Origin of the sequence: Pseudobutyrivibrio sp., assembly GCF_017471675.1 — a bacterium.
Taxonomy (GTDB): domain Bacteria; phylum Bacillota; class Clostridia; order Lachnospirales; family Lachnospiraceae; genus Pseudobutyrivibrio.
Genome location: NZ_JAFUSK010000064.1, coordinates 1 through 24,273, shown reverse-complemented (window position 1 = coordinate 24,273; position 24,273 = coordinate 1). Strand labels below are relative to the sequence as shown.

Annotated in this window: 20 protein-coding genes; 4 read left to right on the top strand and 16 right to left on the bottom strand. The window is 40.9% G+C overall.

Going from position 1 to position 24,273, the window contains the following annotated elements; translation table 11 throughout:
- The 3 genes from rplD to rpsJ all read right to left on the bottom strand — a co-directional run.
- A partial coding sequence (gene rplD, locus IJ535_RS10230; RefSeq protein WP_294302220.1) for a 50S ribosomal protein L4 occupies nt 1-314 on the bottom strand: 314 nt, incomplete at its 3' end.
- A 29-nt stretch (nt 315-343) separates the two neighbouring features.
- A complete protein-coding gene (rplC, locus tag IJ535_RS10225; RefSeq protein WP_294289291.1) occupies nt 344-1,027 on the bottom strand; it encodes a 50S ribosomal protein L3 in 684 nt (227 codons plus the stop codon).
- A 173-nt stretch (nt 1,028-1,200) separates the two neighbouring features.
- Nucleotides 1,201-1,512 (bottom strand): 30S ribosomal protein S10, encoded by a 312-nt coding sequence (gene rpsJ, locus IJ535_RS10220; protein WP_015548360.1) that lies wholly within the window; start codon nt 1,510-1,512, stop codon nt 1,201-1,203.
- 512 nt (nt 1,513-2,024) lie between these two features.
- Between rpsJ and IJ535_RS10215 the strand changes: the two genes are divergently transcribed.
- Nucleotides 2,025-2,912 carry a class I SAM-dependent methyltransferase gene (locus IJ535_RS10215; RefSeq protein ID WP_294302219.1) on the top strand — a complete coding sequence of 296 codons (888 nt, stop codon included), beginning with the start codon at nt 2,025-2,027 and terminating at the stop codon, nt 2,910-2,912.
- A gap of 45 nt (nt 2,913-2,957) precedes the next feature.
- Complete coding sequence (locus tag IJ535_RS10210) at nt 2,958-4,328, top strand: MATE family efflux transporter (protein ID WP_294302213.1); 1,371 nt, start codon at nt 2,958-2,960, stop codon at nt 4,326-4,328.
- Here IJ535_RS10210 and IJ535_RS10205 read toward each other — a convergent pair.
- The 12 genes from IJ535_RS10205 to IJ535_RS10150 all read right to left on the bottom strand — a co-directional run bounded on the left by IJ535_RS10205 (nt 4,325) and on the right by IJ535_RS10150 (nt 19,429).
- On the bottom strand, nt 4,325-5,368 hold the full coding sequence (locus tag IJ535_RS10205) for an ABC transporter substrate-binding protein (RefSeq protein WP_294302210.1): 1,044 nt from the start codon (nt 5,366-5,368) through the stop codon (nt 4,325-4,327). The two genes, IJ535_RS10210 and IJ535_RS10205, sit on opposite strands and share 4 nt — an antisense overlap.
- A gap of 6 nt (nt 5,369-5,374) precedes the next feature.
- The gene (locus tag IJ535_RS10200) at nt 5,375-6,415 is read right to left on the bottom strand and encodes an ABC transporter permease subunit (RefSeq protein WP_294302207.1); all 1,041 of its coding nucleotides are present in this window, start codon (nt 6,413-6,415) and stop codon (nt 5,375-5,377) included.
- The gene (locus IJ535_RS10195) at nt 6,415-7,494 is read right to left on the bottom strand and encodes an ABC transporter permease (RefSeq protein ID WP_294302204.1); all 1,080 of its coding nucleotides are present in this window, start codon (nt 7,492-7,494) and stop codon (nt 6,415-6,417) included. Before IJ535_RS10195 ends, IJ535_RS10200 begins: the two co-directional genes overlap by 1 nt.
- On the bottom strand, nt 7,487-9,007 hold the full coding sequence (locus IJ535_RS10190; protein ID WP_294289277.1) for a sugar ABC transporter ATP-binding protein: 1,521 nt from the start codon (nt 9,005-9,007) through the stop codon (nt 7,487-7,489). The genes IJ535_RS10195 and IJ535_RS10190 overlap by 8 nt, the downstream gene beginning before the upstream one ends.
- A gap of 78 nt (nt 9,008-9,085) precedes the next feature.
- The gene (locus tag IJ535_RS10185; RefSeq protein ID WP_294302201.1) at nt 9,086-10,120 is read right to left on the bottom strand and encodes a substrate-binding domain-containing protein; all 1,035 of its coding nucleotides are present in this window, start codon (nt 10,118-10,120) and stop codon (nt 9,086-9,088) included.
- Between the two features lie 122 nt (nt 10,121-10,242).
- Nucleotides 10,243-11,583, bottom strand: coding sequence for a sensor histidine kinase (locus IJ535_RS10180; RefSeq protein ID WP_294302198.1), 1,341 nt, complete (start codon nt 11,581-11,583; stop codon nt 10,243-10,245).
- Entirely contained in the window at nt 11,580-13,193 is a 1,614-nt protein-coding gene (locus tag IJ535_RS10175) for a response regulator (protein ID WP_294302196.1), read from the bottom strand. The genes IJ535_RS10180 and IJ535_RS10175 overlap by 4 nt, the downstream gene beginning before the upstream one ends.
- Nucleotides 13,194-13,229: 36 nt before the next feature.
- On the bottom strand, nt 13,230-13,886 hold the full coding sequence (locus IJ535_RS10170; protein ID WP_294302193.1) for a GGDEF domain-containing protein: 657 nt from the start codon (nt 13,884-13,886) through the stop codon (nt 13,230-13,232).
- Between the two features lie 93 nt (nt 13,887-13,979).
- Complete coding sequence (locus IJ535_RS10165; RefSeq protein ID WP_294302190.1) at nt 13,980-14,516, bottom strand: cache domain-containing protein; 537 nt, start codon at nt 14,514-14,516, stop codon at nt 13,980-13,982.
- Nucleotides 14,517-14,576: 60 nt separating this feature from the next.
- Nucleotides 14,577-15,173, bottom strand: a complete 597-nt coding sequence (locus IJ535_RS10160; RefSeq protein WP_294289265.1) for a cytidylate kinase-like family protein — start codon at nt 15,171-15,173, stop codon at nt 14,577-14,579.
- Nucleotides 15,174-15,264: 91 nt separating this feature from the next.
- Complete coding sequence (locus IJ535_RS10155; RefSeq protein ID WP_294302187.1) at nt 15,265-16,614, bottom strand: SLC13 family permease; 1,350 nt, start codon at nt 16,612-16,614, stop codon at nt 15,265-15,267.
- Nucleotides 16,615-16,690: 76 nt separating this feature from the next.
- Complete coding sequence (locus tag IJ535_RS10150) at nt 16,691-19,429, bottom strand: glycoside hydrolase family 3 C-terminal domain-containing protein (protein WP_294302182.1); 2,739 nt, start codon at nt 19,427-19,429, stop codon at nt 16,691-16,693.
- 136 nt (nt 19,430-19,565) lie between these two features.
- Between IJ535_RS10150 and metF the strand changes: the two genes are divergently transcribed.
- Together metF and IJ535_RS10140 are read left to right on the top strand one after the other, a co-directional pair.
- Nucleotides 19,566-20,420: a methylenetetrahydrofolate reductase [NAD(P)H] gene (gene metF, locus IJ535_RS10145; RefSeq protein ID WP_294290616.1), complete on the top strand. Its 855-nt coding sequence runs from the start codon at nt 19,566-19,568 to the stop codon at nt 20,418-20,420.
- A 9-nt stretch (nt 20,421-20,429) separates the two neighbouring features.
- Nucleotides 20,430-21,311 carry a serine O-acetyltransferase gene (locus IJ535_RS10140; RefSeq protein WP_294302179.1) on the top strand — a complete coding sequence of 294 codons (882 nt, stop codon included), beginning with the start codon at nt 20,430-20,432 and terminating at the stop codon, nt 21,309-21,311.
- An 84-nt stretch (nt 21,312-21,395) separates the two neighbouring features.
- Here IJ535_RS10140 and IJ535_RS10135 read toward each other — a convergent pair whose 3' ends face one another.
- Nucleotides 21,396-23,672: a cyclic nucleotide-binding domain-containing protein gene (locus IJ535_RS10135; protein ID WP_294302176.1), complete on the bottom strand. Its 2,277-nt coding sequence runs from the start codon at nt 23,670-23,672 to the stop codon at nt 21,396-21,398.
- Nucleotides 23,673-24,273: the final 601 nt, after the last annotated feature.

The window sequence follows — 24,273 nt, the reverse complement described above, 5'->3', positions numbered from 1 at the left end:
TCCTTCTTATTAAGCTTAAATGTATAATCTCTTGGTGTTGGAGCGAATACTACGCCACCACCTGTCCACTGTGGAGATCTTGTAGAACCCTGTCTTGCATGACCTGTTCCCTTCTGTCTCCAAGGTTTTCTACCACCACCAGAAACCTCAGAACGTGTCTTAGCTTTCTGTGTTCCCTGACGGTTATTTGCAAGCTGCTGGACAACTGCCATGTGAACTAAATGCTCGTTGATCTCAACTGCGAAGATGCTGTCGTTAAGATCCATGGTGCCAACTTCTTTGCCTTCCATATTGTATACGGATACTTTAGCCATCGCTAAGTTCCTCCTTTCCTATCGTAAGATTACTTTCCTGCTTTAACTGACTCTTTGATTGTTACAAGAGACTTCTTTGGTCCTGGAACAGCACCCTTTACTAAAAGCAGATTGTTTTCAACATCAACACGTACAATCTCAAGATTCTGGATTGTAACCTTGTTTCCGCCCATCTGACCAGGCATTCCCTTGCCCTTGAATACACGGCTAGGTGATGAACATGCACCGTTTGAACCCTGATGTCTGTGGAACTTAGAACCGTGAGCCATAGGTCCTCTGTGCTGACCTAATCTCTTGATAGCGCCCTGGAATCCTTTACCCTTTGATGTAGCTGTTGCATCAACCTTGTCACCAGCTTCAAAGATATCAGCTTTGATTTCCTGAGCGAGTGCATAATCTGCACAATTGTCAAATCTGAACTCTCTAACAAATCTCTTTGGCTCAACACCAGCCTTATCGAAGTGACCCTTCTCTGGCTTGTTTACGCCATTACGATGAATGATTTCTTTGCGTCCGTTAGCATCCTTATTAACAAGCTTAACCTTCTTGTCCATAAAGCCAACCTGAACTGCATCGTAACCGTCATTCTCTACTGTCTTGATCTGTGTTACCACACATGGACCAGCAGAAAGAACAGTTACAGGAATAAGCTCGCCGCCTTCACTGAAGACCTGAGTCATTCCGACCTTTGTAGCTAAAATAGCTTTCTTCATGTTTCTTACCTCCATTTTCTACAGCGGAACGCTTCTTGCCCATCTAATAATTAACTGGGGTAGCGGAACCGTTCATCCTAGAACAGTGTCATATAAGTGGAACTAGATAAGAAATCTAAGTTGCTTCTATATAAAACCATCTTGGATGTTTACAAAATTTGTTTCGAACTCAATTACTTGTTCTTGATGCTGATTTCAACACCTGCTGGCATCTCTAACTTAGAAAGTGCTTCAACAGTCTTCTGTGTTGGATCGATGACATCAATCAATCTCTTATGAGTTCTCTGCTCGAACTGCTCACGAGAGTCTTTGTACTTATGTACAGCTCTAAGAATTGTAACAACTTCCTTCTTTGTTGGAAGAGGTACTGGACCACTAACCTGTGCTCCGTTCTTCTTAACAGTCTCGATGATTTTCTTGGCAGATGAATCTACTAACTCATGATCATAAGCCTTGAGTGTGATTCTCATAACTTGATTTGCCATAAAAAAAGTCTCCTCCTTTTTCGTTTTTCTTACTTCTGAAAAATCGAACAAGTGGCGACTGTACACTTACCCGTGTGTTTCATGCTCTAACTTTTAAAAAGCGAACAAGTTCTCACACGTCGTTTCCGCAAAGCGGACGGTTTTCTGTTGTACAGTGACTTGTCGTCAGTTTCCTAACTTGACATTCGCTCCACGGAAAACCAACCACAGCAAGCTGGGTTGCAACCTCACGCTTCATCGCTATCATGTCACAGCAAGTAATAATATACACGACAATGGGGTTATCTGCAAGAAAAAGAATAAAATAATTGTATTTTATTAAGAACAATCCTAAAATAACCTATATATTGTGGTTGAAATAGAGTTTTTTAACTAGAAGTCATTGAAGAATAACAATCTTCAAGTATAATATTGCAGGTGAAGTAGACACCTGATCCGTCAGCTAAAGCTGACTGCTTCCCATGGTGTGGAAGCCATGAGGTTATATTATTATAGAAGGAATGGTATTTAAAATGCAAGTAGCAAATAATTGGAAAGATTATGAAATTATAGATTGCTCTTCAGGAGAAAAGCTAGAGCGTTGGGGAGAATATGTTCTCCTTCGTCCAGACCCACAGGTAATTTGGAACACCAAAAAAGCTTCTCCTTATTATAAGAAGTTAAACGGACATTATCACCGTTCAAGTAAGGGTGGTGGTGAATGGGAGTTTTTTGATTTGCCTGAGCAGTGGACAATCAGCTACCCAATCTGCAATCACAATCTTACATTCAACATTAAGCCTTTTGCTTTTAAGCACACAGGTATCTTCCCTGAGCAGGCTGTAAACTGGGATTGGTTTTCTTCTATTATTAATAAAGAAATAAAAGAAAAGAATCGTCCTGTTAAGGTGCTTAACCTTTTTGCTTACACTGGCGGTGCTACACTTGCTGCTGCAGCTGCAGGTGCACAGGTTACACATGTGGATGCCTCTAAGGGAATGGTAGGCTGGGCCAAGGAAAACGCAGCCTCATCTGGCCTTAGCGAAGCTCCTATCAGATGGCTTGTAGATGACTGCCGCAAGTTTGTAGAAAGAGAAATCAGAAGAGGCAACAAATATGATGGCATTATTATGGATCCTCCTTCTTACGGCAGAGGTTCTAATAAGGAAGTTTGGAAGATTGAGGATGACATATTCCCATTCATTGAGCTTTGCGAACAGATTATGTCAGATGATGCATTATTCTTCCTGGTTAACTCTTACACTACCGGTCTTCAGCCTGCAGTTCTTAATTATATGATTAGCACTGCTCTACTTAAGAATCACCCAGGTAAGGTTACCGCTGATGAAATAGGTCTTCCTGTTACAGAATCAGGCCTTGTACTTCCTTGCGGTGCCAGCGGACGTTGGACTAGAGACTAATCTGACTTTTAATATCGAATTATAATATAGAAGGAACTTATTAAAATGGGAGAAACAACAATGACTAACCCACTTGGCACTGAGCCTGTGGGCACGCTTCTTAGAAAATTTGCGATACCAAGCATTATCGCTATGCTTGTTGGTTCACTTTACAATATGGTGGATCAGCTTTTTATAGGAAACTTTGTAGGACCACTTGGAAATGGTGCTACCAACATCCAGTTTCCTCTTTCTATTTTAAATGTATCTATTGCGCTGTTATGTGGAATCGGCGCTGCATCTACATTTAATCTTTCAATGGGAAGAGGCGAAACTAAAAAAGCCGGATATTATATAGGAAATGCAGTTACTGTAATGCTTTGTGGCGGACTGATTCTAGCTATTATCACAGAATTATTCCTAGAGCCAATCCTGATAGCCTGTGGTGCCACAGATAACATATTGCCATACGCTATGGAATATTCCAGAATATGTGCTTTAGGCTTTCCTTTCTTTATATTATCAGGTGGCGGTAGCCATTTGGTAAGAGCCGATGGAAGTCCTAACATGACTATGGCTATTAACTTAGTAGGTGCCATTATCAACACCATCCTGGATGCTTTATTCGTTGCTGTATTTGGATGGGGCATGACAGGTGCTGCTGTTGCCACAATCATTGGCCAGTATATTTCAGGATTCATGGTACTTATCTACCTTACTAAGTTTAAGACAGTTAAGCTTGAGAAAGAGCATTTCATTCCTAAGCTTTCAGTAATAATTGCCATTGCATCCCTTGGAACTGCACCATTTATCAATCAGATTGCAATGATGCTTGTGCAGATTGTTATGAACCACGTAATGGGACACTATGGTGCACAGTCAATATACGGCGCAGATATTCCTATCACCTGTGCAGGTATTATCTCAAAGGTTAATGGAATTTGCTTTTCATTTGTAATTGGAATTTCACAGGGATTGCAGCCAATCATTAGCTTTAACTATGGCGCTAAGAATTATAAAAGAGTTAAAGATGCATACCACTTAGCTATTAAGCTTGCTGCATGCATCACCACTGTTAGCTGGCTATGCTTCCAGCTATTCCCTCGCCAGATTGTTTCAATCTTTGGCTCAGGAAGTGAACTTTACTTTGATTTCTGTACTAGATACTTTAGAATTTTCCTGTTTGGTATTTGTACAGCTTTCCTACAGCCACTTACATCAAATTTCTTTACAGCCATCGGAAAGCCTTACAAGGGAATATTTATGTCGCTGACAAGACAGGTATTATTCCTTACACCACTGATTATCTGTCTTCCATTATTGTTTGGATTTGACGGAGTCCTTTACGCAGGACCAATAGCAGATGTACTTTCATTTACCATTTGCTTTATATTGATTAGAAGAGAATTCAGTCATCCTGAATTCAAAAATATTTAATTATCAAAAGGATTTGCCACCGTATACTGCTGCCCGTCAACAGTTATGGTGGTAACTTCTTTTATAGTGCTAAATATGCTCTCTTCTACATAATTAAACTTCTCTGGAATCCCACCATCCTCAATAGACTGAATAAGAGCTTCTACTCTAGGGCCGTGATGAGGATTGCATTCACCGATGCAGGCAATCTTTCCCTGCGCCATATAAGATAGAGCTTCCTCATTAATTCCATCAAAGGACAATACCATAATCTCACCATTTTCAATATCTGCCCCGGCTTTTAGCCCTGCAGCTTCTATGGCTTTGATTGCGCCGATGGCCTCATTATCGTTTTCGCAGTAAACCACATTAATATTATGGTATTCACGAAGTAACTGAGCCATTACCTCTCTGCCCTTTTCCTGGGTAAAATCCGCATCCTTAAGAGCTACTATATCCCAGCCGTGTTCTAAGGCTGCCTCATTAAGCCCACGGGAGCGACCAAGCTGAGCTGTGGAGCCAAATGTACCTTGCAAATCTACAATATGCAAATCCTCTGGAGCAATGCCCTTAGCTAGGGTGTATTGATGGAGCCATTCGCAAACCTTTTTACCCTCTAATTCAAAATCAGAGCCAACCCAGCAACTATATAGTGACCTATCTGCCACATCCACCATTCTATCTACTAAAATAACTGGAATATCAGCCTGCTTGGCCTCTGTAAGAACAGAATCCCAGCCGGATTCCATAACTGGTGCAAGAACGATGTAATCCACATCCTGCTGGATAAATGTGCGTATGGCCGTAATCTGATTGGTCTGCTTTTGCTGGCCATCCTTGAATACCAAAGAATAGCCTGTGCCATCCCCAAAGGCTTCCTTCATAGAGGCTGTATTTGCACTACGCCAATCGGATTCAGCCCCAAGCTGGGAGAAGCCCACCACGATTTTACCAGCATCCTCATTTTCAATTTCTTCTGTCTGGACAGGACGACTGCTCCCGCAGCCAGTCAAAACCAGCAACGAGAGCAGAAGCCACATAAAAGTCTTTTTATTTTTCATATAATTTTACACTGCCTTTAATGCCTTCTTCTTATTAGCCATGATAACACTCTGTATCAAAAGGAACAAGCATAGCATTGCAGCAATTGTAATTCCTGTCCACCAAGCCTGGTCGAAACCTGCTGATGAAACGATGTTTTGGATAGTGCTAAGTGAAAGAACACCAAATAATGTTCCAATAATATTTCCTACACCACCTGTTAGCATTGTGCCACCGATGATAGATGAAGCAATTGCATTCATTTCCATGCCCATTGCGTGACTTGCTGCACCAGAGCCTACATGAAGGAAATATACATATCCACCAATACCTGCTAAAAGCGAGCAGATAAGATGTGATAAGAATTTTGTGCGTTTTACATTGATACCAAGCATAAGAGCACTTTGCATGTTGCCACCAACAGCATAGAAGCTACGGCCCAGCTTAGTCCAGCGTAAAACTGCAAATAATATAATTACAAGGATAAGTGCTACAACCACACCTATTTCTACATAGGCTGGAACATAGGCACCCAGCTTATTTACAGAGCCCATGCCAGGCACGTTAATACGTGTAAGCTTAAGCGCAATAAACTTTTCATTTTCTACATTAAATGGTGCAGTATTTACAATAGTGGTCATACCTCTGGCAAAGAACATTCCTGCAAGTGACACTATAAATGGCTGGATATCCAGGTATGCTACCAAAAAGCCCTGAACAAGACCATAAGCCAGGCCAATACCAAGTGCAATCATAATAGAGCCAAAGATAGAACCATTATGATGATCAAGATATACAGCACAGCACATAGATACAAGTGCAACTACACCACCGATTGAAATATCGATTCCACCTGTTATCATTACAAGGCTCATGCCACATGATGTAATGATAAGTGCAGCGTTGGCATTTAATATATTGAAGAAGGCCTGTGGCTTGGTAAAGGCACCACCAAGGATTAGGGCTGCTCCAATGTACATAAGTACAAAAACAATAATTGTAATTGAAAGAAGAAGGTTTGTATCACTTACTCGGGTGAAGATGCTCTCCTTTTTTGCCTTTTCCATTATGCCACCTCCTTCTTGCTAGTGAATTTCTTGCCAAGTGAGCTAAGATAATTGCGAACAGTTGGAGCAGAGAATACTACTAAGAGAATTACTACTACTGCCTTGTATGCTGCAAGGGCATCTGAGCTAACTTCGAACTTGTAAAGTGTAGTGGTTAAGAACTGGATTACATAAGCTGCAAGAACTGATGCCCAGATATTAAACTTACCACCTGATAATGCGTTACCACCAAGGGCAACTGCAAGGATTGCATCCATTTCTATATCCTTTGCAATTACTGAATAATTGATTGTTGAAAGACGGCTAACTTTGATAAGAGCTGCCACTGCAACACAAAGTCCAAGAATGACGAATGCTAAAATCTTGATTGCTGTAGGGTTGATACCATTTAATCTAGAAGATTTTTCGTTGATACCAACCGCCTGTGTATAAAGACCTAAGTTAGTTAACTTAAGCACTAATGCAATGATGATAATACATGCAATTGCAATAAATACTGTTGTTGGAACAGGGATTCCAGGAATAAATCCACCAAAATATCCAAACTTTGGATCTGGCACAATTGGAAGCTCGTTGTTGTTAATCCAAGCTGCGATTGAACGACCAGCTGTAAATAATATAAGTGTTGCAATCATCGGCTGAATCTTAAATATAGCAACAAGCACACCATTAAATAATCCGCAAAGCATACCAACAATGCATGCTACCAAAAATGCTACGATTACAGGAGCAGCAAGGTCTGTAGGACGTGCTTCGCCGCCACACAAAACTCTTAGCATAGCTGAACCTGCGATTGCTATTGTGGCACCTACAGAAATATCCTGTCCACCAGATGCTGCTGTTACAAGTGTCATACCAATTGCAAGGATTGCAAGCTCTGAGCCGTAATCCAAAATAGTAATCAAGTAACCTGATAATACAGGATTACCTGCATTGTTAAGTCCCATTGTTACCTTGAAAAATGTTGGGTCATGGAACAAATTGATTATTGCCAAAAGCAGTAATGCAATAATTGGAATAAACAATTGATTAGATACCAACCCACGCCAAAAGTTTTCTTTCTTGTTTGTTTTACTCATTTTCGCTATCACCTCCGGCTATGGTTTTCATAATCTTATTCTGACTTAAATCATCCTCAGAAAGCTCGCCTACAATCTTGCGGTCGCGAAGTACAATTAACCTAGAACAGGTACGTAGCATTTCGTCTGTCTCTGAAGATATAAAGGTGACACTCATACCCTCTGATGCAAGCTCAAGTACAAGCTTTTGAATATCTACCTTTGTTCCAACATCGATACCACGAGTTGGTTCGTCAAGAATCAAATACTCTGGGTGCATTAGCAGCCAACGAGCAAGGATAACCTTCTGTTGATTACCACCGGAAAGTGATTTGATAGGGGTATCAGCAGAGGCTGTTTTAATATTTAGTTTTTTAATATATTCATCTGCAAATTTATATTGCTCGGCCTTTGAGAATGGCTTGAAAAATCCAGTTAGAACCTGAAGAGCTAAGATAATATTCTCCCTAACTGAAAGATCTCCAATAATACCATCAATCTTTCTATCCTCTGGAAGGTAAGCGATACCATTTTTCATTGCATCAAGAGGCTTTTGAATCTTAACCTCCTTGCCATGAACCTTTACCTTACCAGAAAGAATACGGTCGGCACCGAATATTGCTCTTACGCTTTCTGATCTACCAGAACCAAGCAATCCGATAAAGCCGTTAACTTCACCTTTTTTAATGTAAAAATCAAATGGTTCGATACCTGCATCACTTTGCAGGTTCTCTGCCTCAAATATGGTTTCACCTGCGTCAGCTCCGCTGTAGGTTTCATGCTCGCCCTTGATGTCTGAAAGGTCATCCATCTCTTTTCCAAGCATTTTTGCTACCAACTGAACTCTAGGCAAATCCTTTATTTCGAATTCTCCCACTAACTGACCATCACGAAGTACAGTGATTTTGTCGCACACCTCGTACACCTGATCAAGGAAATGTGTAACGAAGATAATGCCTACTCCTCTAGCTTTCAAATCCCGCATTAATCCAAAAAGCTTCTGAACCTCCTGAGCGTCTAAGGATGATGTTGGCTCATCTAAAATAAGAACCTTACAATCCATATCTACCGCTCTTGCGATAGCTACCATCTGCTGCACTGCTATTGAGCAGCTTGCTAACTGTTGTGTTGCAGACGCTGGTATATCAAGTGATTTTAATATACGGTCTGCGTCCTCATTCATTTTTTTCCAATTTGTAAATGCACCTTCGGTACGTCCAATGTACATATTTTCTGCAACCGTAAGGTTTGGGCACAATGTTATTTCCTGATATACGGTACTGATACCGCTTCTTTGTGCATCCTGTGGGGAGTGAATCTGAACTTCACCCTTTCCCTTTAAACTGATAGTTCCTTCATCCTTTGTGTAAACTCCGGTAAGGACCTTTATCAATGTAGATTTTCCCGCACCATTTTCCCCCATCAAAGCGTGAATCTCACCTTCATTCAAGGAAAAATCCACATTTGCCAAGGCTCGAACACCAGGAAAACTTTTGCAAATGCCACGCATTTCAAGTACTCTGTTGTCTTTCACTGGTCAATCTCCCTACTCTCTTTTTTGAAAGAGGCGCGGATAGCCGCGCCTCATAAATACTATAGTTACTTACAAGAATTAGATGCCGTATGTATCAACATCTTCCTGTGTAATTGTCTCAGCATCGAAGCCCTTCTCTTCCATGATTACAACCTTCTCTGCAGGAGCGCTTCCACCTTCAATTGTCTTGATGATTTCATCAATGTATGAAGCCTGGAATGGGTTGCACTGTCCATCATAGTTCCAGTTCTGAGCAAGAAGCTCTTCAAGTGCCCACTTGTTGCAGTCAAAGCCCATAACGATTACGTCTTTGCCAACACCGTGTGAGATACCAGCTGCATCAAGAGCTGCTACAGCACCCTTAGCCATATCATCGTTCTCAGCGTAGATTACGTTGAAGTCCTTACCAGCATCAATCTGTGACTGAACAATCTGCTGTGCCTTCTCTGCATTCCACTCAGCTGTCTGCTGTGCTACGATTTCCCAGTTGCTTTCTGCTGCTACCTTGTCATCAAGAGCGCCTGAACGTCCCTGCTGAGCAGCAGAGCCCATAACACCCTGAATGTGGATAACCTTGTAGCTATCTAAGCCCTGGTCAGCAAGCCAATTAACTGCTGTCTCACCTTCCTTAGCCATATCAGATACGATAGAAGCATCATAGAGGCTCTCATCAGCATCGATTGTACGGTCGAAAAGAATTACGTGGATACCAGCATCCTTAGCATCCTGAAGTACGCTGTCCCAGCCTGCTGTATCAGCTGCTGAAAGAAGTAAGTAATCAACATCATCCTGGATGAACTGCTGAGCTGCCTGAATCTGCTCATCATTCTTTAAGCTGTATGCAAATGATGCATCATAGCCGTTCTCCTTTGTGAACATAGCCTTTAAATCTGCATCGTTAGCTGTACGATAACCTGACTCGTTAGGATCGTTGTTAATGATACCAACCTTGATTAATTCACCAGAGGCTTCTGTTGTCTCCTCTGTAGTAGCTTCTGTATCGCTACTTGTGTCACCTGTTGCTGCTGCATCGCCGCTGTCGCTGCCGCCGCATGCTACAAGACCCATTGTCATTGCAGCAACCATCATCATTTCTAAAACTTTTCTCTTCATTTTTCCCCTCCTTATAAGGTCTAAGTGTTATTGGGGCTTTCCCCCTTGTTGATTTTATCTTAGACCAGAAGGATGAGTTTTTACATTGATAAAAAAGGGTAACTTGTTTGATTTTTTATTTCTTATTTTGGAGAGGTTTGATTTTCTACGAATTCGGTAGAATTTTTCGGAAGATGAAGTGTAACCTTTGTGCCTTCTTCGTATATGCTGTCTATATGAATACCGTAGCTTTCACCTAAGTTAAGGCGAATACGTTCGTTTACATTATAAAGCCCATACAAAACATTCTCCGCCGGTGTTGCTTCTTTGAGGGCAGTTCTAATATCGCTAAGACGTTCAGGTGTCATACCAATTCCATTATCCTCCACCTGAATATAGTAGGAATCCACATCTTCCCATCCACGGACTACTATTTGTCCACCGCCACGCTTGTTTTTTATACCATGGTAAAGCGCGTTTTCCACAAGTGGCTGAAGGGTAATTTTTGGCACCCTGTAATCATATAGCTCTTCCGGCACATCAATCTCATATGACAATATATCTAAATAGCGTATCTGCTGGATTTCCAAATAGCTTCTTACATGATGTAAATCTTCCCTGACAGTTACAATCTCCTTGCCCTTATTTAAGGATGTTCTAAAGAAATCTGAAAGGCTTCCCACCATGGCAATAACCTGCTTTTGATTACCAGCTTCCGCAGACCAGACAATGGCATCAAGGGTATTGTATAGAAAGTGTGGATTAATCTGTGCCTGCAAAAGCTCAAATTCTGCCTTACGCAGCTGTCGTTGCTCCGCCCTAACCTGTTTTTCAATTGGCTCTGTAATGGATAGAGGTACAAAGATGGAATACACAACAAGAATGGTAACTATCATCATAAATGTAGTTACGGCGATTCTAATAAAATTAATAGTGTGTTCCTTGTTAATCTCCTGGGCTGATTGCAGCTCCCTGTTTTCGTAGTAGATATATTCGTTGATGGTATCCTGCACCAGTCCTGTTACAATCTGAACATCGTTTTCCCAGATGACCATATTCTCTTCGTAGCGTCCTTCTATCCTTAGATTAGAAAGAATTCTATCGTTATAAGTCTCCAGGTTATCTAAATATTTTTCCGCACTATCAAGCCTCTTTTTGTTGTCGGGTGTATCTGTGTATTGCTTTAAATCATCAACTACACGTCTGGCATCAGAAAGAAGTGCAGGCAGTTTGGAATCATCTGCTGTCTTATTTCCCACTATCAAAAGATATGTTTCGTAGTCATAATCATTTTTGAAATCAAGACTAAACTCACTGGCCGTAACCACCGAGTTTAGCATCTTTTCATATCTTGAATTTGTCTCCCACAGATTATAAAAAACATAAATAAGAAATATTACTATAGGGATAAGCAGAAAAAGATAGGAAATACGAATCTGAAGAGCTAGCTTTCCCTGCTCCCTGTCACCTGTTCTGCTTTTCATTTAATCTCCTCTTTTGCAGTTCCTCGATATGCAGTAGGGGTAATGCCCTGGGCCTTTTTAAATGCATAAGAGAAGTAATGTGCATCCTTATATCCCACCATGCTTGCTATTTCGCTACTCTTTTTGCTGGTGCATCTAAGCAGCTCCTTTGCCTTTGTAATACGATAATCTGTGAGATATTTAATAAATGGCTGTCCTGTTTCCTGCCTGAACACAGCACTTAAATGGTTAGGTGAAAAATTCACATAGGCTGCCAAGGTGTTAAGAGAAAAGTCCTCGTTAGAATAGTTTTCCTCAATGTAAGCAATAGCATCCCTAACCACATCATGATATCTGCTTTTAGATTTTTCCTCTCTAAGGCAGATTGCTTTATCTATAATCCTCTTAAGATATGCAACGGAATTATCCTTGCTAAGTAGTATAGAATTATCTGAATCAAATGTATCAATGGCATCTCTTGGTACGCCGATTTCATTTTCCACAAAATCCACCACCGTAAGATAAGTGTCCATAGTAAGATACTGTCTAAACATTGTGGAATTCATAACATTGCTTCCAAGGTCGCAGGTAAACTCCTCCACGAAGAAGGTAACTTCGTTACAGTCTCCACGGCGAAGGAATTCGATAACTCTCTCATGTGCCATCTTTTTAGGATTAAGCTCTGACAGAGAGAACTCTTCATTTGCTTGAGGATTGTGTTCATTGCCCCAGATGAATTTGTTAGATTCTCCCAGATGGCGATGGGCAAAGCCTCTACCTGCACTATCAAATGATTCTGGAATCTCAGTAATGTGGGTGACAGTCTTACCCACTCCACCAAAGAATCGAATGTGACGATTCTCCTCAAACATCCTTTCCATTCTATCAATGCATTCCTTTAAAAGCTCATCCATCTGCTCTGTGGAATCTGCCTTAAATAAAAATGCCTTGCCTTCTAGATGTCTATCAAAAAGCAACGCATTCTTCTCCTGTGCCATTGCTTTAAGTCTTTCTTCCATGGATACAACAGTGCCTGAATATTCCTCCATATCATGTCTGTCAGACCACACCTTGAGTAAGAGGATGTTGTAGCATACTGCAGACAAATCCAAGGATAGCTTTCTGGCCTCATTCATAAGAGAAAGGGTATCCCTGCCACCTGTCACAAGCATGTCAAAAAAGCCTAAGCGCTCAGAAAGATTCTTCTCTTCCATCTCCTTCTCATACTTTTCCACAATGGCTAATTCTTCTTTTTTATCTTTTATCTTGTTGCCAAGTGCATCTAATTCCTCTAAAAGCTTACTGCCACTGATAGGCTTACCTAAGTAGCGAGCTACGCCGATGTTTAGTGCTTCTCTGGCATAATCAAACTCCTCGTAACCTGTCAGCAGAATAATTTCTGTAGAAGAATGCTCCTCCTTTATCATTTTAGATAGAGTAAGGCCATCCATAAATGGCATCTTGATATCCGTAATTACGATATCCGGCAACTCTTTTCTAATCATTGGCAGTGCAACCTCGCCGTCACCTGCCTCCCCGCAGAACTTGAATCCATGACTCTCCCAGTCAATGTTGTTCTTGATTGACTCTCGGACAAAATACTCGTCCTCAACTAAAAAAACCTTTAACATACATTCCCCCAAAACTATTATTAAAGCAAGACTACCTTACTTACATACTATCTGATTTCGGCCTCCCTCTTTAGCCTCATACAGATTGGCGTCGGCACGGCTAAGTGCCTCATCCGTAGACTCACCTGCAATCATGGCTGTAAGTCCAAAGCTCATTGTAATTTGTCTGTCAGTATCAGGCACATAGATGGTTCGCACATCATCCATAATCATAGACAATTCTCTTTTTGCGATATCAAGCTCCCTGCCATCAAATATCAGCAAAAATTCTTCTCCACCCCATCTAGCCGCAAAGCCTTTACCAACCATTCCCTTTTTCAGCTTGGCTGCTACCATTCTAAGCACCTCGTCACCCATTTCGTGTCCGTAGGTGTCGTTTACCTTTTTAAAGAAATCTATATCCGCAATGCATACACAGTACTTCATTCCCATTTCAACCATGCGGATTCGTACCTCTGATAGCTTCTTATCAGCGGAACGTCTATTGTTAAGCTCCGTTAAGGCATCAAACTCTACCAAAGTCTTTAAGGCCCTTGCCATCTTCTTACCATCATGTGCTAAGCTTTTGATTTCGTCATCCTCTTGCATAAGCTCACGTGGCATTTCATAATCAAACTCACCGCCGGCAAGCTTGTTCATATATCTGTCCATCTTGAAGATTCTATCAGCAAGCTTCTTGTTGAACCTTACCATAATAAAACCAAAGAATACTGCCACCACCAGGCAGATTCCGATAATCGGAAGGATATATCTAAATACTTGCTTTTGAACATCCTCTCCTGAACGTCACACCCCTATCATTCCCATGACCGAGCCATCGGCACCAGCAAAGGGTTTGTAATAGGCAAAGCTTTTGGTATTATATACCATTACATTATCGTAAAAGGCAGATGAGCCTGTATCAAGGACTTCGTTTTTAACCACTGCTGCTACTTTGGTTCCCACTGCGCTGTTGCCTGAGCTATCGCTGAGCGTTGTTAACAGTCTGGTATCATTGTAAAAAATGGAAACATTGATGTTAAGGGTATCCGAAAGCTGAGCCATTAATGTATCATCACCATTAAGAGGCTGCTCCCCCTTGTATATGGACATTTCTCCATCATCCCCCTCAACCAGATGGAAATCTCCATTGTAGAATTTGTCAAAAGTAAATCCCACCAGCTCAGCATCACCTATAAGCTCCTGCCTAATCTGATCTGTTATGGATTTTCTTACGATGCTGACACTTACCACCACTATAGCAACAGTCATAAGCGTAAGTGGAATCAGCGTCATCTTTAGCATCTGACGCTTCAAGCTGTTTTTAAACCCCTTATCTGCCATATCCCTCTCCTTTGCAGCTAAAAGACAAAGAGAGCAGGCCCAAGGCCTACTCTCTCCCGATTACTCTTTGTTGTTTAAAAACTCTGATAACATTTTATATAGAGCTTCTGCCGTAGCTTCAACCCCCATTAACGAGCTATTAACGCAAAAGTCGTAGCCTCTGCTATCTCCCCATTTCATTTTGGAATAATAGTTGTGATAAGCCTTTCGCTTTTTATCGTGACGATACATCTTAGCCTTAGCTTCGATTTTGTTAAGCTTGTAGAGCCTGCAAATACGCTCGGTCTTAACAGCTTCGTCTCCCCTGATAAAAAGTGATATATGTGCCGGATGATCCCTAAGTACATTCTCTGAACAACGTCCAACTACTACAAAGCTTTCGCCGCTTTCAGCCTTCTCTCTGATAAAATCAAACTGAAGCTTAGCTATTGTATCCTGAACGCTAGAAGAATGACCTCGCACTGTACGGGTAAGTCCCTGTCGCTTCATTTCCTCGTGCTTATGTAAATCCTCTGCATCTATTCCGTTTCTCTCCGCCATCTGGTCTAGCATATTGCGATCATATAGCGGTACATTAAACTTCTCCGAAAGTATAGTGGCAATTTCGTGTCCACCACTACCGTATTCTCTTCCTACTGAAATAATAAACTGCCCCATAAACTACCCCCTTTCAGTATTATCTTATACAAATATTTTATCTGATTACCGGCAATAAGTCGAGTATTGCCAGTAAATAAAGAAGACTTATTTAAAGATATCTGAAAAAGATACATATCATTGATACCATAAGAACAATTATTGTACCTGGTACCAATTCCTTGCAGTATGTACCCCAGCTGATTGGATAACCTTCCTTACCTGCTGTAGAAATACCAACAACATTGGCGCTGGCACCGATTGGTGTCATGCTACCGCCAATATCTGTACCGATAGCAAGTGTCCATGCCATTGTAGAAAGGTCAACCCCTGTTGTAGCTGCAAGTGTCCTGATAACAGGAATCATTGTAGCTGAGAAAGGAATGTTGTCGATAAAGGCTGATGCGATTGCGCTTATCCAGAGGATGATTGCAATCATCAGATGAGCATTACCGCCTGATACCTTTGCAATAAATTCTGCAATAACAACAAGTACCCCTGTCTCTTCAAGACCACCTACTACGATAAATAAGCCAATGAAGAATAACAGTGTAAAATAATCAACTCTCTTAAGCAGTACAAGTGCCTTACGTCCTGCTGTTGCAAGTGTGATAATTGCAATAAATGTACCTATAAATGCAACTGTAAGGCCTGTCATAGAATGTGTAACCAAAAGTACAATAGCTATCAAAAATATGATTGTGCTTGTTAAGAACTCTCTCATATTATCAATCTTAACATCAACATCTATTGTTCCTGGCGCAACCTTATCTGCTGGATCCTGTAATCTATTTCTCATTGTAAAATAGAAATAGATAATGATAATAACAAGAGAAATACCACCGATTGCTCCTGTGTTCATAACGAAATCAGCAAAAGAATAACCAAGTGATGTACCGATAATGATGTTTGGTGGATCACCGCACATAGTAGCACTTCCACCAAGATTAGCACAGAAAATCTCTGCCATAATAACTGGCACAGGGTTAAACTTAAGTGTTCTTGCAAGCCTGATTGTAACTGCTGCAAGGAAAAGTATAACTGTGATAGAATCGATAAACATTGCAAGAACTGATGAAAGAATCATAAATGCAACAAAGATTCTAACCGGTTCAAACTTTGCCAGCTTTGCAATCTTAAGGCAAAGCCAATCAAAAAAGCCTGCCTCTGCCATGCCCTCTACCATTACCATCATTCCCCATAAAAATATAATGGTAGCCCAATTAACACCGGAGGTCTGTTCTGCAGACTCACCAGCTGCATGCCAAAAAGAAGGTGTAAAAATCCCGCCAATAGCTAAGGTTTTAAGGAAAGCCTCTGAGCTATGCATACCAATACCAAAAACAAATATACTGGTAAGTGCTCCACAACCTAAAGTAACATAGTGCTTTGGGAACCTATCCCATACAATAAGCACAAACATAGCCACGAAAATGACTATAGCCATGATTTCCGCTAACATAAATAACTCCCTTCGTATGCGAATATTACTTCATCTATTGTATACGAGGGGAGTAAATTTTTAAAGAAATATTTATTTAAATCTTGGCACTTTCCATTAATTTCTTCATGGAGCCTGAATTTTTGATTACCTGAAGAACGTGAATAACCGCCTGCTGTAGGTCACCCAGGGCTAGATACGCCCCTCTATTAATACTTCTGTAGATTACCGCCTTTTTTCCATCAGGCAAGTCTTCTATCTTACAAATTCCCTGCTCCTTAAGCCTATGAATATTTTCGTTAAGTGGCACATCTGCTTCCACTGTGGTTCGCACCAAATCCTTGCCGGATTTGTCAGGCATAAACGAACCCCAATTGTAATATTGAATCATAGGTTCACCATAAACAAAGGATTTTTCTACCTTGGTTACAAAGCCATCCTTGCCAAATTCTGGTGGAATATCCATCATCGCCTGAAGAATCTTATCAGGGTCAAAGCCTGGCATAATCAAATCGCAACCGGCGTGAATGTCATAGGCCTTTTCAGATATAGAGCCCCAATCAGATAATATAAATCCATCAAAGCCCCAATCCTTTCTTACAATATCAGTATTAAGTCCACGCTGTGAAGATGAATACTGGCCGTTTATCCTGTTTCCAGAATTAAGCAGTCCTGCCGGCTTGCAGATAAACTGGCATGCAGAAAATGAACGAAGATATATTTCTCCAAAAGCCCGGCGGGAAACATTAATATTAACGTCTGCAGTGCCGCTTTCCTGATTGTAGGTTGCAAGATTTTTCAGGATGGCATCTCTGCCGTCATATCTCTTGATACCCATTATGAGACCTGCTCCCATAGCACCTGCAAGAGCCGGGTCTTCACTGTAAAATTCGTAGGCTCGGCTACGCATTGGATTTCTGTGAATGTTTAATGTAGGAGACAGGCAATAATCAATACCGTAAAACTCCATCTCTCGACCAATGGCGCGACCCATTCGAACCACTGCACCCATATCCCAGGTCTGAGCCATATTCATAGGGGATGGGAAGCAGGTAGTAGCCACACCTTCTATCCTAAGGCCTGATGGTCCATCTGCCAGCTTAACCGCAGGGATACCCAGTGTGGTGGCAAATTGCGATGTTGTTCTGGCAGAAACCCTATACTTATACTTATCAATATTAAAATCAAACTTGAATCTGGATTCGTTATCTATTGGACTGGTGTAATAATCACCAGCTACTATTCTTGCCATTACCTCCGGTGAAAGGGATGACACAAATTCTTCTACAGTCACCTTACCATTAATCACATCAAAAAATGTAGATGTACCGCAAGGCTTAACATATTTAATATTCTCCCTACCAGATAAAGGCATATTGTAGGAGTTGCTGTTGGTGTATGAAACATACTTACTGCCTTCCGGTACATAAGTGATAAATTCTTCATCTCTGGAAACGTATTTGTTCTCAGAGTTATAATCGTCACCGTTTAAGGAAGCAACCATGATAAAGCCTGTATCTTCCTCAGGACGCTTAGGTGGAGCCAAAAATTCCAGTGGCTTTTTAGGCTCCATTACATGTGTGACACTTTTAATAGTGGTAAATCTATCCAAAACCACCTTGCCACATAGCACTGTATCCTTTGAATTCTCGCCTATTCTAAACAGGTAGTCACCCTTCTCCATTACCCAGGCTGTGGTTTCCTCGTCAAAGGAGCTTAGTGTCATAATAGGAATCTTAATTGTAACATCCTCATGCTCACCTGGCTTTAGCTTACCTGTCTTGGCAAAGCCCACTAATATTTGGTTCGGCTTTTCAATATTAACTATAGGCTGAGTGCAGTACACCTGAACCACCTGTCTGCCTGCACGCTCACCTGTGTTTGTTACCTTAACACGAAGAACAATAGACATCCAGCTGGCCTCTAGATATTCAAGCTTCATATCAAATGTTGTATAGCTAAGTCCATATCCGAATGGATAAAGAGGCGCCACATCAAAGGTATCGAAATATCGATACCCAACATAGATTCCTTCTTTATAATCAATTTCATTTTTCTTGGCACTGGCATTCAAGGTTGCTGTGCTGTAGCAGGTTGAATAATCCTTGTACTTCTTAGCCCAGGTGGCTGTAAGTCTACCACTAGGATTAACAGCACCAGTAAGAACATCTGCAAGAGCGTTGCCAGCTTCCATGCCTGGGATTCCCATTAATAAGATGGCTTTGATATTCTTCGCCCTGGCAAACTGTCCCAACTCAAGCATGTTTGTATTTAATACAAGAATAACATTTTCAAATGTATCAACGATAAGCTGCAAATTCTGCTGTTCTGTCTCAGTAAAATGATATTCGCTTTCCTTAAGTGGACCACTAGCCACAAGCTGATGGCGGACTACATATATACAAGTGTCGGTTCCAAGCACAGCCTCGGCAATATCAGCCTTTGATATAGGAAGCTCATCTGTTTCGTACTGCTTACCTTCGTAGGCACCATTTCTTTTAGCTGTTGCCTTATCCTGTTTATCCTTTACCCCTGCTGCTTTTTCCATCTTCTCCAGCCAGGCATCTGTGGAAAAGCTAAAGCCATTAGATAAAAGACCTTCTTTAACATTTACATTCTTATCCGTAAATACGTAGTTAAAAAATAAGCCACTAAAAATAGTATCAACTGCCCCTGCACCAAAAAGAGCCACCTTGCTCTTTTTCATAGGAAGTATCCCACTATTTTTTAGTAGCACAAAAGTGTCAGCGGCTAAACCTCTGACGATTTCTCTATGCTCTGGGAATTGCAATCCCTTACCTTTAAATAGCTTACTCTTGATGTCATTAAGTTTCATATCAAAACTGCTCCCAATAATATCTAATTCCTATATTTTATAATATCATCTTTTCTTTTATTCTTGAATATGATACTATTTTTCTATTTAAAAACTGTGATAGAATTGTTAAACTTATTGAGAATAGGAGATTTTTATGCTAAAAGACATGTTCGACCGAGATTCATCCTTATCATTTGAAGTATTTCCTCCAAAGAAGGAGGCAGATTTCTCTGATTGCTTCAAAATACTTGATTCACTATCAACACTTTCGCCTGATTTCATTAGTGTAACCTACGGTGCAGGTGGCAGCAATTCCAAGAAGACTGTTGAGATTGCTTCTTACATACAAAACACACTGCACACTGATGCCATGGCGCACCTTACCTGCGTTGGTTCTTCTGAAGCAGATATCCTACAGGTTACCAATGAGCTTGAAAAGGTTGGTGTTGAACACGTGCTTGCACTTAGGGGTGACAAGCCTCGTGACATGTCTGAAGAGCAGTTTGAAAAACGAATATTCCCTCATGCAACAGATTTGATTCACTTTTTGAATACTAACACTAACCTTGATATATCTGCTTCTTGCTACCCTGAAAAGCATCCTGAAGCCATCTCCATGGATTCAGATATTGCTTTTATGAAGATGAAGCAGGATATGGGTGCTAAGATGTTTATTTCTCAGCTGTTTTTCGACAACACTGATTTCTACAGATTTGTTGAGCGTGCTAAGAATGCAGGCATTACTGTTCCTATTGTTGCAGGTATCATGCCTATCACATCAGCAAGACAGATTGGCTCCACAGTTACACTTGCAGGTTCATCTGTTCCAAAGAAGCTTGCAGATATTTGTGCTAAATATGGTGACCAACCAGACGAAATGCGTTCAGCCGGAATTGAGTATGCCATCAACCAAATCAATGACCTGAAAAAATGCGGCATGGGTCACATTCATATCTATTGCATGAACAAGCCTAAAATGACTTCTGAAATTTGCGCCGCAATAAAATAGGAGATTATTATGGACGGAAAAAAGATTGAACAGGAAATATTAGAAATTACCGATGAGCTTATTAAGGATTACAAGTCCGACAGAGCTATCGACAAGATGGACACTTACCATCAGCCTAATAAGGATTCCATCATCGATATTACTAAGAAGCTTCTTCGTATTGTATACCCTGGCTACTACCGTGACCATGTGTACAAGGTATACAACGTGGAGACTAATCTTAACACACTTATGGAAGATGTGGTTTACAATCTGAACAAGCAGATTGCACTTATACTTTGCTACAGACCTGATTTTGACGGTTGCTGCGAAGAGATTTGCTCTACAAAGGCTGAGGAATTATCACTTGCCTTCCTTAAGAGAATCCCACACGTACGTGCCTTGCTTGACACAGATCTGCAGGCTGCTTACGACGGTGACCCTGCTGCCACCAGCATAGACGAAATAATCTTTGCTTATCCTGGCATTATGGCAATCACCATATACCGCTTAGCCCATGAGCTGTATCTGCTTGGTGTGCCTATTATTCCACGTATCATGACTGAATACGCTCATTCCAACACTGGTATTGATATCCATCCTGGTGCTACTATCGGAGAATATTTCTTTATCGACCATGGCACAGGTATTGTAATTGGTGAAACAACAGTAATTGGAAAGAACGTTAAGGTATACCAGGGCGTTACACTTGGTGCCCTTTCAACAAGAGGCGGTCAGAACCTTAGAGGTGTCCGCAGACATCCTACTATTGAAGATAATGTTACTATTTATTCAAATGCTTCAGTGCTTGGTGGAGATACTGTTATCGGACACGATTCGATTATTGGAGGTTCTACATTTATTACTGAATCGGTGCCACCAGAGTCTAGAATTTATTATGATGTGAAATAAGCCTTCCCCCCATAGATGGGGGGAAGGTGGATGCGCAGCAGACGGATGAGGGGCTCTGTAGATACACACCTCATCAGTCACTTTTCACATCTTCAAGTACTCCATACCCTGCTTTACTTCATCAGGTACAGTGCCTTCATTCTTTTCTACTTTATCTATAATGGTCTTCAGGTGATTAAGAGCCTGGCTGCACTTTATCTCATGCCTAGAAATCAACTGCTCATACATAGGGTGGTTAGCCACCTTTGCCCTATAAGCCTTGGAGAATGTACAGTGCTTGTTCAGTATATTTCTCTCTGGCTTGTTAAGTCTAATACTTCCCTGAGCCTCAAAGTTAATCCAGATTGTATACTGCTTGGTAAAGGCTTCACGCATATTGTTGCGAGATGACTTAAGCAGTGTCTTTACCTTTTCTTTATTCTCAGCAGAAAGCTCTTTGTTCTTGCGGTAGAATGTAAAGTAATCATAGAAATCAGATGTAAGGCAATCGCTACCAATATCATTCCATCTAGAGCCCTGCTCCTTGCGGCAAATCTCCCAGCGAAAGGCGCCGCAGCAGTAAATCATCATCTTATCTAAATCATCAAATGTAAACATTGGGAATACAAATCTGCCTGGTGAGTCCACCTTGATTCCACCACACTCCTGCCACATCATTGCACGCATACCACAGTTAGGAAGCAGTATTATATCAGGCTGCACCCTCTTAAGATATGGCTCGCTCTTTACATTGGCATCCATATCTGTGAAAAAGCCTTCTCTAAGGAATATTTGATAGTCTATACTTTCTATCTTTTCCATAGCCTCTACGAGCTTGGCATTGGTAACCAGCATTCTCATTGGCTCCATGCCAAAATCCTCTTTTGTAAGAACAGGACAGAATGATGTCATCTTACCAGATGTGGTTCTGTTGGCAGATACAAAGAAGTTGTTCATTTCAAACTTAACCTTCTGCTCCTGATCTGCCATCCACTTAGGCATATCAGCCTCTGTGATGTTACCGGATTTACGCTCTTCTAGCACGAAGCCTCTGTAATCTAAATCCAGCTCGTTTCGGCTAGGCTCACGGTCGCCAGCGTAAACAGCTCTAAGCCATTTATATATGGTGAATAGATGGTCGCTTTCACATAGACTAGAAAGCCTATCCATTATATCTGCAAGCTCATTTGTGATTTCATCTCCAATGGCATCATACTCAATATAACCAAAATTCAAGAACATCTGAATAATAGTATCAAGCTCGCCGCCGTATGCTTCAAATTCCAAAGCTCTAAAGAAGGTCTTTTGATACATTTCATAGAATATATCTACTGCCTTCTTTCTAACCTTGCGCTCATAGTCATCCTTGCCTTCTCTATCTGACAATGCCAGGTATTCAGCAATCTGTTCTTTGTATTCTTCTGTCTTATCCTCGTCAATTTCTGCAAACTCACAAATATGCTCAAAGGTCTGGGTGAACTCAGCCTGCTTTTGCATCTTGGCCTCGTCAAAGGCTGCAGCTGTAGCTGCAAAATCATGACCGTCATACTCAGCCCATCTGTCTTTGATAAGTGCCTTATCATAAAGGCCTGATGAAGACAGGAACTTATATAGCATTTTCATTAGTTTTATGATATTAGCCTGGTCAGCTCCTCGCTCTGCTGCATAGACTCTCAGCTTAAAAATAGCATCAAACAAATCATTTTTGTCAGATGATAACAGCACAGGTGTAAATTCATCCAGGTAAAATCCCATAGTTTCAGCACATTCGATTGCACGCTTCATGTAGCCGCAGCTGATGCCAATAACACCATTTACTATTTCTGTGCGTTTGCCATAGATGCTTTCAATTTCCTTGTTATCAACAGAATTAAGGCTATCTATATAATCGTGCTCCCACTTAAGAATTTCCCCCTTAAGCTCAATAGGCTCCATCTCCTCAAGCATAGGAATCTCCACAGGAGTCATGCCCACTGCTCTGCACTGTTTTCTATATTCACCGTGGATTCCACGACAATAATCAGAGAAATCATCCACCTTTTTCTTTAGCTCATCGTAGATTTTGAACACATCCCTACATTGCCTGAATGCACCCTTGGCAAAGCCAAAGATATACACAGGTTGCGCCTTAAAAATACCATCAAAATCATCCATACTCTTGTATGGGCATTTGATGACTGAGGCATCCTCCTCCACAGTATAGTCCGCCTCGTACTTATGGTTCAAAGCATCGGACAATCCCGCTACTGTACCAGGACCAAGCAGTAGCTGTTTGCCCTTCCAATCCTGCTTGATGGTTCCTTTCAAGATTACATACAGGCTATCTATTGCATCCCCTTCGTTTATTAACTTTTTGCCCTTTTCAATAGTGATTGGTTCCAAGTTTTCTCCTTAGCTTAATAGCATCTATACTTAAGCTAATTATAAAATTGTCTGAATATTATTGCAATTCAATTGAAATAAATTCACAAAAATTTAACGGCTGAGGGGGATTACCACTAGCAAATCTGTTTTTCACTGTTCTTAGTGGTAATATTTTTCGGCTTTACCTCTAGCATTCCGGCTTTTGTTGTGTGCTAGTGGTAATCTTTTGCTTTCTTACCTCTAGCTTTCTAGATTTATCCATGTGCTAGTGGTAATCTCTTGTTTTCTTACCTCTAGCTTTCCGACTTTTTGCATGTGCTAGTGGTAATCTCTTATTTTCTTACCTCTAGCTTTCTAGATTTACCCATGTGCTAGTGGTAATCTGCTTCTTTTTACCACTAGATTTTGCATTTCCTCTATTCCAGTGGTAATCACACTGCATTTTTACCACTGGATTTCACTTTTTTCCTATTCCAGTGGATAAAGCCCATATAATGGTGTAAATTCTAAAATTTATTAAAAAGAGCCAAGTGCTCATCTTTCAGTTAAAATTAAGTTACCACACAAAACATAATTGAAAGGATGAATACTATGGCTCAATTACATTTTACATTGGATC

Coding starts and splice junctions, on each gene's coding strand:
- IJ535_RS10210 (WP_294302213.1), top strand. CDS start 2,958: ATGGGAGAAACAACAATGACTAACCCACTTGGCACTGAGCCTGTGGGC.
- IJ535_RS10180 (WP_294302198.1), bottom strand. CDS start 11,583: ATGAAAAGCAGAACAGGTGACAGGGAGCAGGGAAAGCTAGCTCTTCAG.
- IJ535_RS10205 (WP_294302210.1), bottom strand. CDS start 5,368: ATGAAAAATAAAAAGACTTTTATGTGGCTTCTGCTCTCGTTGCTGGTT.
- IJ535_RS10155 (WP_294302187.1), bottom strand. CDS start 16,614: ATGTTAGCGGAAATCATGGCTATAGTCATTTTCGTGGCTATGTTTGTG.
- IJ535_RS10170 (WP_294302193.1), bottom strand. CDS start 13,886: ATGGTAAGGTTCAACAAGAAGCTTGCTGATAGAATCTTCAAGATGGAC.
- IJ535_RS10165 (WP_294302190.1), bottom strand. CDS start 14,516: ATGGCAGATAAGGGGTTTAAAAACAGCTTGAAGCGTCAGATGCTAAAG.
- IJ535_RS10175 (WP_294302196.1), bottom strand. CDS start 13,193: ATGTTAAAGGTTTTTTTAGTTGAGGACGAGTATTTTGTCCGAGAGTCA.
- IJ535_RS10160 (WP_294289265.1), bottom strand. CDS start 15,173: ATGGGGCAGTTTATTATTTCAGTAGGAAGAGAATACGGTAGTGGTGGA.
- IJ535_RS10140 (WP_294302179.1), top strand. CDS start 20,430: ATGGACGGAAAAAAGATTGAACAGGAAATATTAGAAATTACCGATGAG.
- IJ535_RS10215 (WP_294302219.1), top strand. CDS start 2,025: ATGCAAGTAGCAAATAATTGGAAAGATTATGAAATTATAGATTGCTCT.
- rplC (WP_294289291.1), bottom strand. CDS start 1,027: ATGAAGAAAGCTATTTTAGCTACAAAGGTCGGAATGACTCAGGTCTTC.
- IJ535_RS10150 (WP_294302182.1), bottom strand. CDS start 19,429: ATGAAACTTAATGACATCAAGAGTAAGCTATTTAAAGGTAAGGGATTG.
- metF (WP_294290616.1), top strand. CDS start 19,566: ATGCTAAAAGACATGTTCGACCGAGATTCATCCTTATCATTTGAAGTA.
- IJ535_RS10185 (WP_294302201.1), bottom strand. CDS start 10,120: ATGAAGAGAAAAGTTTTAGAAATGATGATGGTTGCTGCAATGACAATG.
- rpsJ (WP_015548360.1), bottom strand. CDS start 1,512: ATGGCAAATCAAGTTATGAGAATCACACTCAAGGCTTATGATCATGAG.
- IJ535_RS10195 (WP_294302204.1), bottom strand. CDS start 7,494: ATGAGTAAAACAAACAAGAAAGAAAACTTTTGGCGTGGGTTGGTATCT.
- IJ535_RS10200 (WP_294302207.1), bottom strand. CDS start 6,415: ATGGAAAAGGCAAAAAAGGAGAGCATCTTCACCCGAGTAAGTGATACA.